Origin of the sequence: Brevibacillus sp. NPDC058079, from assembly GCF_042885155.1 — a bacterium.
GTDB lineage: Bacteria > Bacillota > Bacilli > Brevibacillales > Brevibacillaceae > Brevibacillus.
In genome coordinates this window covers 64,968-79,420 of the sequence record NZ_JBHVSO010000009.1, presented here as the reverse complement: position 1 = coordinate 79,420, position 14,453 = coordinate 64,968, and the positions used below count along the sequence as shown (strand labels likewise).

The 14,453-nt window shown below is 46.8% G+C and carries 11 protein-coding genes; 5 read left to right on the top strand and 6 right to left on the bottom strand.

The features are described 5' to 3' along the window. The first annotated feature begins 9 nt into the window (after positions 1 to 9). Positions 10 to 873, top strand: coding sequence for an ABC transporter ATP-binding protein (locus ACFVS2_RS24190; protein WP_173619898.1), 864 nt, complete (start codon positions 10 to 12; stop codon positions 871 to 873). A 170-nt stretch (positions 874 to 1,043) separates the two neighbouring features. Next, positions 1,044 to 1,700 (top strand): DJ-1/PfpI family protein, encoded by a 657-nt coding sequence (locus tag ACFVS2_RS24185; RefSeq protein WP_390238439.1) that lies wholly within the window; start codon positions 1,044 to 1,046, stop codon positions 1,698 to 1,700. An 85-nt stretch (positions 1,701 to 1,785) separates the two neighbouring features. On the opposite strand, the gene ACFVS2_RS24180 is transcribed toward ACFVS2_RS24185, so the two are convergent. The 5 genes from ACFVS2_RS24180 to ACFVS2_RS24160 all read right to left on the bottom strand — a co-directional run bounded on the left by ACFVS2_RS24180 (position 1,786) and on the right by ACFVS2_RS24160 (position 6,542). Further along, the gene (locus ACFVS2_RS24180; protein ID WP_390238436.1) at positions 1,786 to 2,775 is read right to left on the bottom strand and encodes a siderophore ABC transporter substrate-binding protein; all 990 of its coding nucleotides are present in this window, start codon (positions 2,773 to 2,775) and stop codon (positions 1,786 to 1,788) included. 104 nt (positions 2,776 to 2,879) lie between these two features. Next, positions 2,880 to 3,638 (bottom strand): iron ABC transporter ATP-binding protein, encoded by a 759-nt coding sequence (locus tag ACFVS2_RS24175; protein ID WP_390238434.1) that lies wholly within the window; start codon positions 3,636 to 3,638, stop codon positions 2,880 to 2,882. Then, positions 3,635 to 4,576: an iron chelate uptake ABC transporter family permease subunit gene (locus ACFVS2_RS24170; protein WP_173619901.1), complete on the bottom strand. Its 942-nt coding sequence runs from the start codon at positions 4,574 to 4,576 to the stop codon at positions 3,635 to 3,637. The genes ACFVS2_RS24175 and ACFVS2_RS24170 overlap by 4 nt, the downstream gene beginning before the upstream one ends. Beyond that, positions 4,573 to 5,526, bottom strand: coding sequence for an ABC transporter permease (locus tag ACFVS2_RS24165; RefSeq protein ID WP_017246627.1), 954 nt, complete (start codon positions 5,524 to 5,526; stop codon positions 4,573 to 4,575). The genes ACFVS2_RS24170 and ACFVS2_RS24165 overlap by 4 nt, the downstream gene beginning before the upstream one ends. Before the next feature lie 251 nt (positions 5,527 to 5,777). Then, positions 5,778 to 6,542 (bottom strand): DUF4097 family beta strand repeat-containing protein, encoded by a 765-nt coding sequence (locus tag ACFVS2_RS24160; RefSeq protein WP_390238431.1) that lies wholly within the window; start codon positions 6,540 to 6,542, stop codon positions 5,778 to 5,780. Between the two features lie 201 nt (positions 6,543 to 6,743). On the opposite strand from ACFVS2_RS24160, the gene ACFVS2_RS24155 reads away from it, so the two are divergent. The 3 genes from ACFVS2_RS24155 (at position 6,744) to ACFVS2_RS24145 (ending at position 8,416) form a co-directional block, all read left to right on the top strand. Then, positions 6,744 to 7,418 carry a Crp/Fnr family transcriptional regulator gene (locus ACFVS2_RS24155; protein ID WP_390238430.1) on the top strand — a complete coding sequence of 225 codons (675 nt, stop codon included), beginning with the start codon at positions 6,744 to 6,746 and terminating at the stop codon, positions 7,416 to 7,418. Between the two features lie 86 nt (positions 7,419 to 7,504). Next, complete coding sequence (locus ACFVS2_RS24150) at positions 7,505 to 7,867, top strand: carboxymuconolactone decarboxylase family protein (protein WP_390238428.1); 363 nt, start codon at positions 7,505 to 7,507, stop codon at positions 7,865 to 7,867. Between the two features lie 192 nt (positions 7,868 to 8,059). Next, complete coding sequence (locus ACFVS2_RS24145) at positions 8,060 to 8,416, top strand: response regulator (RefSeq protein ID WP_007724662.1); 357 nt, start codon at positions 8,060 to 8,062, stop codon at positions 8,414 to 8,416. A 50-nt stretch (positions 8,417 to 8,466) separates the two neighbouring features. On the opposite strand, the gene ACFVS2_RS24140 is transcribed toward ACFVS2_RS24145, so the two are convergent. Further along, positions 8,467 to 14,382, bottom strand: coding sequence for an AAA family ATPase (locus ACFVS2_RS24140; RefSeq protein ID WP_390238425.1), 5,916 nt, complete (start codon positions 14,380 to 14,382; stop codon positions 8,467 to 8,469). Positions 14,383 to 14,453: the final 71 nt, after the last annotated feature.

Genomic DNA, 14,453 nt, shown 5'->3' with positions numbered 1-14,453 from the left:
TGGCCCATTGTGGAGCGCTTATACACGCAAAAGCTGGACATCGGATACGGTGAGCTTTCCATTGTCAAAGACTTGAACATCAGCATTCCTTCTGGAAAAATCACTGCCCTGGTCGGTGCAAATGGTTCTGGTAAATCGACGATCCTCAAAACTCTCGCCCGGATTATGAAACCAACAGGCGGACAAGTATTTTTGGACGGAAAATCGATCCACCAGCAATCGACCAAGGAAGTCGCCAAGCAACTGGCGATTTTGCCACAAAACCCAACCGCACCCGATGGCTTGACCGTGTCTGAGCTCGTTACCTATGGCCGCTTCCCCCATCAAAAAGGCTTCGGCTCTTTGACTAAGGAAGACAAAGAGATCGTAAACTGGGCTATCTCCATGACCGGCATGGCCGATTTCCATGATCGCCCGGTTGACCAACTGTCCGGCGGTCAGCGCCAGCGCGCCTGGATTGCGATGGCTCTGGCGCAAGGAACAGACATCCTTTTCCTTGATGAGCCTACGACATTCCTGGATATGGCTCACCAGCTGGAGGTTCTCAAGCTTCTGCAAAAGCTGAATGACGAAGAAAATCGTACGATCGTCATGGTCGTCCACGATCTGAACCACGCAACCCGTTATGCACAGCACATGGTTGCAATCTCTCGCGGAACCGTCGTCGCTGAGGGAAGTCCTGTTGAAGTCATGACGCCTGAGATGCTGCGTAAGGTATTCAACATCGAAGCAGACATCCTGATTGATCCTCGCACGGGTGTACCGCTCTGCCTCCCTTATGAGCTGTCTCATGCTGTGGATCAAAAGCAACCAAACGAAAACACGACCCAACCTGTTTACACGGAAGAGCGCAAACTGGTTGGAGCCAGATAATTGTTAGAATCCGCTAGGCAAAAAGCCGGTTTTCACCACGTTTTACGGTGTAACCGGCTTTTTGCTATACCTACTTGCAGTTAGTCACAACTCCGACATACATATACCCCGTATATGTATGTTAGTATTTGTTTGCAAGAAAAATATCCCATTTCAAAGGAGAAATCATCATGAAGGTTGCAATCTTGCTTTTCGACGGCATCACCGCATTAGATGCAATTGGTCCATACGATGTATTCGCTGCTACGCTGAAATGTGAAGTGAAGTTTGTGGCTAAGAAGAAAGGGTTAATCAAGCTTGACTCCAATATGGGTAATTTACATGCCGATTACAGTTTTTCTGAAGTTACTTCCGCTGATATTCTTGTTGTTCCCGGTTGCAGTCCGCCCAATTATAAAACCCCTATGAATGACGAAGAAACCCTACAGTGGATTCGCCACATACATGAAACAACGAAATGGACTACGTCTGTCTGCAATGGCTCTCTGATCTTGAGCGCCGCAGGCTTGTTACAAGGAGCCGTAGCCACCACTCATTGGGGTTCCTTCGAACTACTCCAATCTCTTGGAACCACTCCAACAGAGGAAAGAGTCGTTCGTCAGGGCAAAATCGTTACAGCAGCCGGTGTTTCCTCTGGTATCGACATGGCACTCCAATTAGTTGCATGGGAATTGGGAGAAGATATGAGTAAAGGAGTCCAGTTGATTTTGGAATACGATCCCCAGCCGCCGTTTGACTCGGGTTCACCTAAGAAGGCACCTGCTTTATTGGTAGAACAAATAAGAGGGATGTTGCAGGAGTTTGCAAAACGGGAGCCCCGGGTATAAATCAGCACGTTCTAAAAAATGAAAAGGCGACAGCCCAGGGAATGTCTTACTCCCTTCGGCTGTCGCCACTTTCTTTTCTAGCCTCTTACCACTTAACTTCTTTCAGAACTTCTTCTGCCATGCCAGCGGTAGATACCAATCCGCCACCAGACAAGTACCAGTTGCTAGAATCCAGGTAAATGATGTTGCCAGTTTTGAATGCTTTTGTGTTCTTAATCAGGTCGTTTTCTACAGTTTGCTGTGTAGAAGTAGACACTTCTTTATTCTTGGAAATCGCGTTACCACGATCAATTACGAACAGATAGTCTGGATCTTTTTCTGCGATATATTCAAAGGAAACGCTTTGACCATGGTTTTCTACGGAAATGTTTTTGTCTACAGGCGTAAATCCGAATTCACCATGCAGGATACCAAAACGGGAACCAGCGCCATAAGCGTTCAGCTTGCCTTCGTTAACCATAACGATCAGAGCAGTCTTGCCGCTTGCAGTTGCTTTTGCATTCAATTCCTTGATAGATGCATCGATTTTGCCCAGCTCTTCTTCTACTTGTGCTTCTTTACCGAAGATGGTACCCAATGTTTTCATGTTCTCTTTGAAAGATTCCATGTACTTCGCATTGTCTACACCCATGAAGATGGTTGGAGCAATTTTGTTCAGTTCTTCGTAAGCATCTTGTTGACGACCGGAAATGAAGATCACATCCGGTTTCATTGCATTGATTTTTTCAAAGTCTGGCTCTTTCAAACCACCAACGTTTGTGTATTTCGCATCTTTGAACTTTTCCAGGTACGCAGGAATGTTGGTAGACTGTGCAACACCCGCTACTTCGATACCCAATTTGTCCAAGGAATCCAGAACACCGAAGTCAAATGCTACAACGGTTTTTGGATTCTTTTTCAGTTTTGCTTCACCCAATTTATGCTTGATCGTAACTTCTTCGGATGTTTGTGCAGCTTCAGGTGCTTTTGTTGCGTCCCCCACAGGTGTTGCAGGAGCAGCGTTATTGGAGCCGCATGCAGCTGTGAATACAGCCAGCAGTACTGCCATAAACAGCATGAGTAATTTTTTGTTCACTTCTCTCACCTCTATATGGAATGTAAAAGTATATAAAATTATTGATAGCTTGCTGATGAAACCCCCGGCAGGCCATCAAAATTTTAACGATAGGAAGATGGAGCTTATGCGAAATAGACACAGATTTTATTTTCTTCAATGTCTTCGATATGGATATCCATGTCATAGACATCTTTCAAGATCGGTCGTGTTATGATCTCATCTGTAGTGCCTTCCTTCACGACCTTTCCATCCTTGAGAGCGACGATATAATCCGAATAGACGGAAGCGAAGTTGATATCGTGAATGACAATGACAACCGTTTTGCCCCTTTCGTCTACCAGACGTCGCAGCACTTTCATGATCTGGACGGAATGCTTCATATCCAAATTGTTGAGCGGCTCATCCAAGAGGACGTATTCCGTATTTTGAGCGACAACCATCGCGATATAAGCGCGTTGACGCTGACCGCCACTCAACTGGTCGAGGTACTTGTGTTGAATGTCCGTGAGCTCCAAATATTGGATCGCTTCGTCTACATACTTCCAATCCTCTTTTGACAAATTGCCTTGTGAATACGGGAAGCGACCAAAGCTGACCAGCTCACGAATCGTCAACCGCACCGTAATGTGGTTCGATTGCTTGAGAATCGAGATTTTCTTTGCCAGCTCACTGCTCTTTGTCTGCCCAATCTCCTGACCCTCAATGAAAACCTCGCCTTGATCCTTGGTCAATAGGCGACTAATCATCGACAGCAGCGTACTCTTTCCGGCCCCATTGGGTCCGATAAAAGACGTGATTTTCCCCTTGGCAATCTTCACAGAGACATTTTCCACGACATTTTTGCTACCATACTGTTTTGTGACATTCCGGACTTCTATCACGCTTTATTCTCCTTTAACAGAAGATAGATGAAGTAAACCCCACCAATAAAGTTGACGATGACACTGAGCGTCGTGGAGAACGCAAGTACACGCTCCACAATCAACAAACCGCCAACCAGTGCAATCACACTGATTAAAGACGAGCCCACCAGCAAGTATTTATGCTGATAGGTTTTCATAAACTGATGGGCGAGATTCGCTACCAGCAGTCCAAGGAAGGTAATCGGTCCAACGAGCGCTGTCGCGATCGATACGAGAATGGCAATAACAACGAGGAACCGCTTGATGACAAAATCGTACGGAATCCCCAAATTGATCGCCTGGTCCCGACCGAGTGATAACACATCCAAGTACTTGATGTATCGCCAGAAGTAAATCATGATTGCGATGACCAGAACAAAGCTCGTGATCAACAGGTCTGTTTTTACATTGTTGAAGCTGGCGAACATTCGGTCTTGCACAACCAGAAACTCATTCGGATCAATCAACACTTGCATGAACGTGGACAAACTGCTGAACAATGTGCCCAAGATCAATCCGACGAGGAGCAGGAAGTAAATGTTTTGCCCTTCCCTCTTAAACAGGAATTTGTAGAGCAAGCCTGCGAAAAGCACCATCCCACCTGTCGAGATCAGAAAGTTCACGTTGTTGTTCATCAAGGTGAAATGGGTGGAGCCAAACACAAAGATCACAAATGTTTGGATGAACATATAGAGCGAATCGAGGCCGATGATGCTAGGCGTCAAGATTCGGTTGTTCGTGATTGTCTGGAAGATCATCGTAGAGAAGGCGATGATGCAACCGGTTAAAATGATGGCAAGAATTTTCTTAGCCCGCCGAGGAAGGACGTAATCCCAGTTGCCACCGGCGTCAATCATCATAAAAATGGCTATCAAAGCAATGGCCACAATCGACAGGGCACCTATCTTCGCTTTCATTGTTCATATGCCTTTCTTCTCATGAGTAAGTACACGAATATCCCGCTGCCTATGACCCCAACCATCAAGCCGATGGAAATCTCGTATGGGAAAATGATGAGGCGTCCCAGGATATCACAAGCAAGTACAAACACCGCGCCAAGCAAAGCGGTATGAGATAAGCTTTTTTTCAGGTTATCTCCCAGGTAGATCGTAACCAGGTTGGGAATGATCAGCCCCAAAAACGGGATTGTCCCTACCGTGAGAATGACTACCGAAGTTACACAAGCGACGATGACCAATCCAATGTTGACGACATGCTTGTAGTTCAACCCGAGGTTGATGGCGAACTCTTCACCCATTCCCGCAATGGTGAACTTGTTCGCATACAAGTAAGCGATAATCACCAGCGGAATGCTTATGTACAAAAGCTCGTAGCTGCCTTTCATAATGGTGGAGAAATCTCCATGCAACCAAGCAGACATGTTTTGCATCAGGTCATGCTTATAAGCGAAAAACGTCGTGATGGATCCGACGATGTTTCCAAACATCAGTCCCACTAACGGGATGAAAATGGAGTCTTTGAATTTGATTCTTTCAAGAATCTTCATAAAGACAAAGGTTCCAAAGAGAGCAAATGCAAAAGCAACGAGCAGCCTCACCCAAGAGCTCGCATCAGCGAACACCAAAAGTGAAACCAATATTCCGAATCGAACGGAGTCCTCTGTCCCTGCTGTCGTTGGAGAAACGAACTTGTTACGGGTCAGCTGTTGCATGATCAATCCGGCGATACTCATGCTAATCCCTGCGATGATAATGCTGATCAAACGCGGAATCCTGCTAATCCACAGCACTTGCACTTTGTCATCTGTGAGATTGAACAGATCCCACGGAGATATATCTTTTACGCCAATAAAAAGTGAAACGAACGATAGCAAAATAAGTGCTACAACCAAATATCTCTTTTTCATCGCGTCCCTACTCTTCTTACTTTTTCCTGGAGTAATGTTCCGTATTGACTCGAGTATTTACGAGAGAGAATAATTCTCATGATCATTAATAAAGAGATTCATTCTCAATTAGAACCACCTTTGTTATATTAGCACTTCTTTATTGGAAGGGAAAGCTTTTTTTCATTAGTCGGCTAATTTTCCCCTCAACCTTGTCAAAATACCGACAAGAACAAGAAAACCGCCAAGGCAAAAACCCTGACGGTTCTGATTTATTTAGATGTGTACGAGCCTTTTATGTTTTGAACGGTTCGCTCTCCGCTCCCGTCATTCTCAATGATTACATTTCCTTCGACAGTATCAATGACCATGTCGCCGCTTTCGTCGGATATCTTCATGTCACCCTTATGATTCCGAATAACCATATCGCCGGATTGATCGTGAATCTCTACATTTCCACCCGTATTTTCCATGTAGATATCACCCGAGTCGTCCTCGATCAGCTTGAGGGCGGACGCGTCCTTGATCAGGATGTCACCGGACTGGTCACGAATCTCTACCTCTCCGTTCGTATTCGTTAATCGAATATCACCAGAGTCATCCTCAATCGTGAGCTTTCCTGTTAGGTTCGTCATGTCAATATCTCCTGATCCATCGGTAAGAGCTATCGGCAGCTGGGCAGGAACGATTACCGTTAGCGTCATATCCACATAGTTTAAACCGATATCTGTCTTCACTTCGGATCGTAGTGTTGCGTTATTCCCATCCTTCTCGAGTGTAATGATGATGTCTTCGGGTTTGACATTTTTCGATTTGATCTCAGCCTCTACATGAATCACGGTTGCTTTTTCATCACCTTTGACGACCAAATCGCCCGAATCGGTCACAATATTTAACGCCTCGATGGACTCCGCAGGCAATTCAAGCTGTCTTTTTTCTTCTTCCACATTGATCACGTTATTTGTGATCGTGCATCCGGCCAAACCGATTCCCACAACGATTAGACCTACTCCTATCCACTTTTTCATTTGTTTCATCTGTTGTTTCCTCTCGATACTGGTTATTTTTTCAAGATAAGCTCTATAACATCGTAGCAAAACACCGTAGAAGAGAAATCAGGCTACAGCGTTGTTCCCTCGTCAGTCTGTAGACGGATATTCCATTGTAGAGATCGCGTCTTTTCCCTACACTACAAGTAAGAATATTTTCCCAATTGAATTGCCTCGGAGGGTAAAACAATGGACTTGAACCGAATCCAACTTGTTACGGATGCTTTTCCGTGCTTTTCCCTTGTTTCGGAAGCCGCATGGCGCCATCCTGACATAACAGTGGAACGCTTTTCTCCCCAGCTTACGATGCAGCAGGGTCATCTGTTTGCCCACGCCGCTTTTGTATTGTCAGGTAAGGTACGCATCTATATCATCAGTGAGTCAGGACGTGAGGTTACGTTATATCGGGTACAACGCGGGGGAGTCTGCGTCCTCATGATGGCAAGTATTTTAGGTGAGACGGGCTATGAAGCGTCCGCACAGCTAGAAGAGGAAACCGAGTTGCTGCTTTTGCCTGTAGATGTCTTCAAAGAATGGATGGATCGCTATAAGGACTTGCGTCAGTTTATTTACCGGAACATGATCAACCGAATGGTCTCCGTCACGTCTCTCGTCGAAGATATCGCCTTTAAACCAATCAACGCCCGCATCGCCGAATTATTGCTCCGTCGTACCACGGATTCTCGCAATCACCTATCCATCACCCATGAAGCGATTGCCATTGAACTCGGGACTGCCAGAGAAGTAATCAGCCGGTCACTCAAGGAGTTTGAGAAAGCCGGATGGCTTCAGTTAGGACGAGGCCGAATCGCTGCTATTCACCGCTACGCCCTCCAGGAAAGACTTTTTCTTGGTGATTGGTGAGTTTGGTGAGTAAGTTACAGAAGCAAATATCTTCTCTCTCTACAATGAAGTCGTAGCGACTACCCATGAAATGGAGAGGATGTTTCATGTCAAAAGCACGTTCGTACTATGAATCAGCAAATTTGTCGCATATCCCTGAATTGATGAATTTGGCCCCTGAGGCTGCCGCTTCTTATTTTTCTTTCGAGCGACAAATCTACCAGCAATCCCACCAGCTCCCGGTCAAAACGAAAGAGTTGATTGCCATTGTGGTCGCCCACGTGACTGGCTGCCCCTACTGCATCGATGTTCACGTCAAAAAGTATAAAGAACTGGGCGGCACGATGGAGGAAATTATGGAGGCTCTACTCGTTGCCGCAGTGACACGGTCCGGTGCCATCTTAAGTCATGGGGTCAATGCCTTGCTCGCCTATCGTGATGCTCCTGGTAAGCCAGATTGCTTTTGTTAACCCAAATATATCACTCATCTGGAAAATAAAACAAACGAATCCAGTTTCATCACGAGCTGGAATTCGTTTGTTTTTTCGCGTGTTCATCTACACTTTTTATGATCAAATTATTGCGACATTTTTCCTATCAGTGTTATGGTAAAAGTAGACTACTTACTAAGAATAACGAACCGTTTCGAAACAGGAGGTTTTATGGCTCGTATACTGATAGCAGACGACTCCCTTGTAGTACGAGATTACATGAAAATCATTTTGGAACGGGCGGGCCATCAAGTCATTGCAGAAGCAACGAATGGATTGGACGCCTATCAAAAGTATGCGGCCCACCTCCCCGACGTGGTGACGATGGATATCAATATGCCAGGCATGAATGGCATAGATACCGTCAAAAAAATCATCGGCACCTTCCCCGACGCCAACATCATTATGGTCAGCACCAACGGATTAAAGCCGCTCGTTTTTGAAGCAATCAACGCTGGAGCGCGCCATTATATTCTTAAACCGATCGATGAAGAACGACTTTTGGCTTCCATTACGAATTCTCTTTAGTCGATCAAACAAAAAAACTGAGGCACTGTCGCCTCAGTTTTTCTATGGGTCTAGCGAATGTCTTCCAACGGGATTCGGAAGGTAAAGCGGGTGCCTTCTCCTTTTTGGGTATGAACCTGAAGGGTTCCGCCTAACTGCTCAACCTCTTGCTTAACAATGGACAGGCCAATTCCTCTGCCCGATACGAGACTCGCATTTTCTTGTACCGTGACATGCTCCGCCAATGCCAACTTTAGCTTTTCCATATCTCCGCCCCGCCCATCATCACGAATCATGACGCACAGGGAAGTATCCTCTTGCCAAATGCGGCATTGAATCTTGCCGCTGCGTTCTTTTCCGCATGCCAATCGTTCTTGCTCTTCTTCCATCCCATGATCGATCGCATTGTTGAATACGTGAACCAGGCTCCTCGCAAAATTCACGAATCGCTCCGGATCGACCAGTACTTCTTCTGCATCCCATTCGACCGGATCGATAGTCTTATTCAGACGGATGGCAAGCTCACTTACATAGTCTTCATACCGGGACAACATGTCCTTCATCGGACGATAGCGAAGCTTGCGAACGCGGTGGAGCAGCTCCTGCTGAGCTTCCCCCTGTACCAGACTGGTGATCTCATGCTCGAAGCTTTCCCATCGCTCTTTTGCAATCGAGTACACATGCTCGTTATGATCGAGGAACCCGACCCCGAGCTTGTGCTGCATGATCGACAAATCTTGTTGCATCGCAGCTTGAACCTCTGCGAATGACTGCTGGGCGCGCACATCCTCGTCGGACAGGCGTTGTTCGGACTTTGCCCATTGAATCAACCACGACTCCAAATCATGCAGCTTTTGCGGTGTATGAATCAAGTGTAATTGGCTGAAGTCACCTTTAAATTGATGAATCTGAGCGACCAATTTGAATAGTTTCTCGGATTCCACCATCTCTTCTCTGAGGACCCGCTTCCACCCCTCCTCAAAGAAAGCGTCAAAAGCTCGCAGTACCTTTTGGAAGAGCGGGAGACTAATCGCTACCGTTACGACCATATTCAACCTTTGCCATTCTCGCTCCATCTTGGATTTGAGCGCCCGCTGCTCACTCATATCAGTCAGGATCAGCATCAAGCCCTCTGGCGAATCTCGCCGATCTTCATAAATCGGCTTACATGCCAGCTTCAACGGCGTTTGATTGATCTGGATTTCTGTAGGAAATAGGCTGAGATACAGCTCTTTTTGCCCTTGGTCTTTTGCTTCAAAGTACTTTTCCAAAAGGGATTCAATAAACATGCTATCCTCTGGACGATCTGGGTAAAGTAGCTCGGCGACCGATACTCCAGCCAGTTCTCGGCCAAAAATCCGTAGACATTCCCGACTGTATTCGGAATGGACCAGTAGGTTTTTGGAAAAGGAAAGGAAGCCTTGTCCCGCATTGTTTAACAGATTTTTATTCGCCTGTAAAAGTGCCTGAATCTCATTGGTACGCTCTGTCACAATCTTTTCCAAGGATTGATTCCATTGCTCCAATTGATGATACAATCTCGCATTTTCAATAAAAATCGCAATTTGCGAGAAGATCAGTCTGAGCGGCTCTGAGCGTTTTTCGTTGAACACATGTGTCGTCTCGTTGTTCTCCAAATAAATGACACCGATCATTTTGCCTTGCTGCCATAGCGGAGAGCATAGAATCGATTTCGGCGTGTGCTTCGCAATGTACGTATCGCGGAAAAAGACACCTTCAACCGAAGCGTTGTGGAGCACCAGCATCTCTTCTGTACGAATGGTGTAATTCACGACAGCGACAGAGAGCATCCCGCTATGCTCATATGGGACAGACTGCATGATCTCCACGTCCAAATCGACAGAGCCTGCCGCTTCGATGAGCCAGTCACCATCTTTTTTCAGCAGGAGGATTCCTTTCTCCGCACCTGCATTGCTCATCACCGTGCGCAGCATTGTCGCCAACAGCATTTCCAGGCGGAGCTCGCTGGCAATCGTTTGCGATGCCTTGATGACACTCATTAAATCGACGAGGTCTGCTGTCTGGTCAGTCGTGGCAATCTCGGCGGAAGCTCCCAAGCTTCTTGCCCGTTGCAAAAGATAAGGGTACCGTTCCCCAATCTCTCGTGCCTTGGCAACCGCTCCCCAAAGCATGTAAACCTCGTGCGCCTCAGTCATGTATACCTTCGCAATCGTTTCGAGTCCGAGTGCCAAGTAATGCTGAGCTGCCAATTCATTTGCTAGCGCCTCGTTTTGCAAGAAAACATCCTTTTTGGCGAGTTGAACCGCCTGTTCGTAAAAAGGACCTGCTTCTTGTTTTTGCTCAGTGACACGCAGCCACTCAGCATGCATCAACAACCACTTGTGCTGAAAATTTTCCGGGCATTCCTTTGCCCACGTCTTCATCTTTTTGATATTTGCTTTGATTTTTTTCCCATACTTCGATTTTTCCTGTCGGTTGGCGTTCTCATAGAGCCCTGTTAATGCCAGTGTTTGCATAAAAACTTGCTGGCTTACAAGAACTTGTCCGCTGACTGAATCCATCCATTGCTCCGCTTCAGCCAGTAGCTCGGCAGCTTCCAGGTGGTTCCCGTACATGAGATGAACCATCGATTTATAGTAGTAGTACATGTACCGCTTATAGCTGTTTCCTTCTTTTTGCAGGTTGCTTACATATGCCACTTCGTCAAATCCATCATGGCAAAACGCCGTTCGTTCATCGTCGGACCACCGTGTAAAAGTATGCAGCGCCTGGCGCAATAACAGGAGCCGATCATCGTGATCAACGACCTTGATTTGTTGAATCATATCGCTGTATTCCTCGATTTGCTGCTCCAATTCTTCCACTGGCACACCGCAATAGAGCATGGCCTCCACAAGCCCATGGGCATTGTAGGCAGCATAAATGTTGCCGCCACCGTCCAAGCCGAGCTGAATCGCTTTTTTCAGGAGAGGGATATTTGTCCGCGCATGCTCGCACCAGTGATTGATCAGTAGGGCAAACGCGCCATACGCCTTCGTCATGGCGATCGGATCGGCGAAGCTGTCTGCTACCCGGCAAGCCAATTGCCCAAATTCGTAAGCCTCTCGATAATTTCCGAATTGAGCAGCTTGTACGATCCCGTAACCGGTATAGCCGTTCGCCGAGGCGACCGTGTTTCCGTGCACGAGCGACAGATGAAGGGCACGCAAAATCGTTAAAGCAAACCAATTGAGATTGACATAGTAAGCAGATGGGCCTGCGTAGCTGATGATACTCATCGCCATTTGATAATTTTCATCGGGAACATCCGGCAAATACAGCAGCTCATCTATTTTTCTGCCTTTGAGGCGGCGTTTGATGTGAAACATTTCCTTAATGATATCGAGCTTGCCAGGCTTTTTCGGAATCGGTACGCCCAATAACCCTAAGGCTTCGCTTGCGATCTCCATGACACGCGGAAATTCAGCCAGTCGCGTATACATGCGAATTTCCATTTCCAAAATGCGAACGCGTTCTCTGTCTGTTTTGGCATGCTTCATCCCGCGTTCAAACAATTGTTTTGCCTCATTCAATTGGTTACAGAGGTACGTCGTCTCCGCAGACAACGCACACAGCTCCATGGTTAGATCATGATTGTGCTGCCAACCCTCTTCCCCCACCAGCTCGAGACCGCGTTGGAAATACTGCAAGGCCGACTCAAATGCCGCAGAGAATTTCGCTTTTTGTCCAGCGAGCAAATGACAGTGCGCTACATGCATGCGCTCCGCCTGATCCTCCAGTATCTCTTTGCCCCGATACATATGATCGCAAATCTCGAACAGGAAGCCAGATTCGCTTCCTTGGGACATTTCCCACATCATTCTGCCCAGCTTGACGTGAATCTGTCCGCGCTCTGCCTCTGCTAACAACGAATAGGCGGCCTGTTGAATGCGATCATGCACAAAGCGGAAGCGAATCTTCATCTGAGACGCCACTTCTTCTTCCACGAGCGCAGCGTAAGTCAGATATTCCGCTCCTTCAATCGGATAGATGAGACCTTCCTCAATCGCAGGCTGTATATGCTGGATGGCTTCTGACTCCGTTTGATTTCGTGACTTGGCTATCAAATGAAGCAAAAACGAGTTACCCAGACAAGCAGCATAACCGAGCTGCTGCTGAGTGGAATCAGGCAATCTTCTCATTTTTTCTACGAGAAAATCGGCTACATTTTCCGTAGTACCCAGCTTTTCGATTTCGGCCAAATCCCATTGCCAGTTCCGTTCTTCTCTCACATACCACAGCAAGTTCCGATCATACAGCGTTTTAATGAATTCTCTTACATAAAACGGATTCCCAGCTGTTTTCTGCATGATAATCGTAACCAGCGGCTTCGTCATATCCGGATCACTATGCAACGCATCCGCTAGCATCGCATTGAATTCGGGTTCTCGAAGCGGCAATAACGTGAATTGGCGCAAGATACGGCTCTTGATGCCTGTCTCTGTCAAAAGGGCAATCAACGGATTCATCGTACTGCCATCATGCTCACGATAAGAGCAAATCAACAGAAAATGACTGATCTGCATATCCGCAACCAACTCTCGAATCAAGAAAAGCGAAGAAGAATCCGCCCACTGCAAATCATCCAGGAACAAGACGAGTGGATGGTCTGGTCGCGCCCAAATCCGAATAAAGCGTTGCATCACCCATTGAAAGCGATTTTTTGCTTCTGCCGCAGGCAGCTCAGGTACGGCAGGCTGAGTGCCGATCACTGCCTCAAGCTGTGGAATGACATCCACAATCACTTGACCAAGTCCTTGCACGGCGTCGAGTATCATCTCTCGCCAAGCGAGCAGCTCGCGTTCGTGGCCTGCCAAGAGCTGTTTGATCAAATCCTGAAAGATTTGAATGATGGCCGAATACGGAACGGCCTGATTATATTGGTCGAACTTTCCTGAAACAAAACGTCCCCGGCCTCTCAAAAACGCTTTTTGCGCTTCCAGCACGAGAGCAGATTTACCCACGCCTGCAGAGCCACTGAGGAGAACCATCCTCGTAGCGCCGTTCGTGACTTGCTCAAATGCATCGATGAGCATCTGGATTTCTTGCTCACGTCCATACAGCCTCTCTGGAATCCGCAAGTGATCAGCACGGTCTTCTAAAGCAAGCGGAAAAGGCGTAATCAAACCGTTTTGTTCAAGCTGGTTGTAGCAGCGCTGCAGGTCTGCCAGCAAGCCAGACATGCTAAAGTAGCGATCCTCTGTATTTTTCGACAGACACTTCATCACAATGTCCGATAGAATCTCTGGAACGGATGGTTTTACACTGGAGGGAGCGAGCGGCTTTCTCGCCATATGAGCATGTATGAGTTCAAGCATGTCCGAAGTTAAAAAGGGCAGCTTTCCAGTCAGTAACTCGTAGAGCGTGACACCAAAAGAATAAATATCGGAGCGGTAATCGACAGTACGATTCATTCTCCCCGTCTGCTCCGGCGAGACGTAGCGAAGATTCCCCTTCCATTCTTTTGGATTCATCACACCTTGGTATTCTTGGTGGCATTTCGTCGCCAATCCAAAGCTAACAAGCTTTACTTCATAGGTTTCAGGATGAACCAGGATATGATCGGGATTTACATCCTTATGAATGATTCCGTGCTGATGGATTTCCTTCAAGCAGGAAGCCATGCGGACCGCAATGAAGAGCATCTCCTTCAGTGACAGTCCTTTCATTTTCATAAGCAAGGAGAGCGGCACTCCCCCGAAATCTTCCGTAACCATTACCGTCTCACGGTTGTGATTAACGAGTTCGATGATCGTTTCCACTGCATGGGATTCCAATGATTGAAGAATGCGATATTCATGCTTCAGTTTCCACAGAGATTCCTTATGGGAAGGTCCTTCCATCGGTACTTTGAATAAGACAGGGAGATTGTCGTTATTTCTGTAACCCCGATAAATTCCCAATTTTGAATGAGTGGAAAGAAACTCTGCCACCCGATACCCTGGAACCACGATCATGCCGCTCATACTATCCACTCCATCTTTAGGTAGAACATCCTATCTTTTTAATTGTTGCCCCAGAACAAATAATCTATATT

Coding starts and splice junctions, on each gene's coding strand:
- ACFVS2_RS24185 (WP_390238439.1), top strand. CDS start 1,044: ATGAAGGTTGCAATCTTGCTTTTCGACGGCATCACCGCATTAGATGCA.
- ACFVS2_RS24155 (WP_390238430.1), top strand. CDS start 6,744: ATGGACTTGAACCGAATCCAACTTGTTACGGATGCTTTTCCGTGCTTT.
- ACFVS2_RS24145 (WP_007724662.1), top strand. CDS start 8,060: ATGGCTCGTATACTGATAGCAGACGACTCCCTTGTAGTACGAGATTAC.
- ACFVS2_RS24165 (WP_017246627.1), bottom strand. CDS start 5,526: ATGAAAAAGAGATATTTGGTTGTAGCACTTATTTTGCTATCGTTCGTT.
- ACFVS2_RS24140 (WP_390238425.1), bottom strand. CDS start 14,382: ATGAGCGGCATGATCGTGGTTCCAGGGTATCGGGTGGCAGAGTTTCTT.
- ACFVS2_RS24160 (WP_390238431.1), bottom strand. CDS start 6,542: ATGAAACAAATGAAAAAGTGGATAGGAGTAGGTCTAATCGTTGTGGGA.
- ACFVS2_RS24150 (WP_390238428.1), top strand. CDS start 7,505: ATGTCAAAAGCACGTTCGTACTATGAATCAGCAAATTTGTCGCATATC.
- ACFVS2_RS24170 (WP_173619901.1), bottom strand. CDS start 4,576: ATGAAAGCGAAGATAGGTGCCCTGTCGATTGTGGCCATTGCTTTGATA.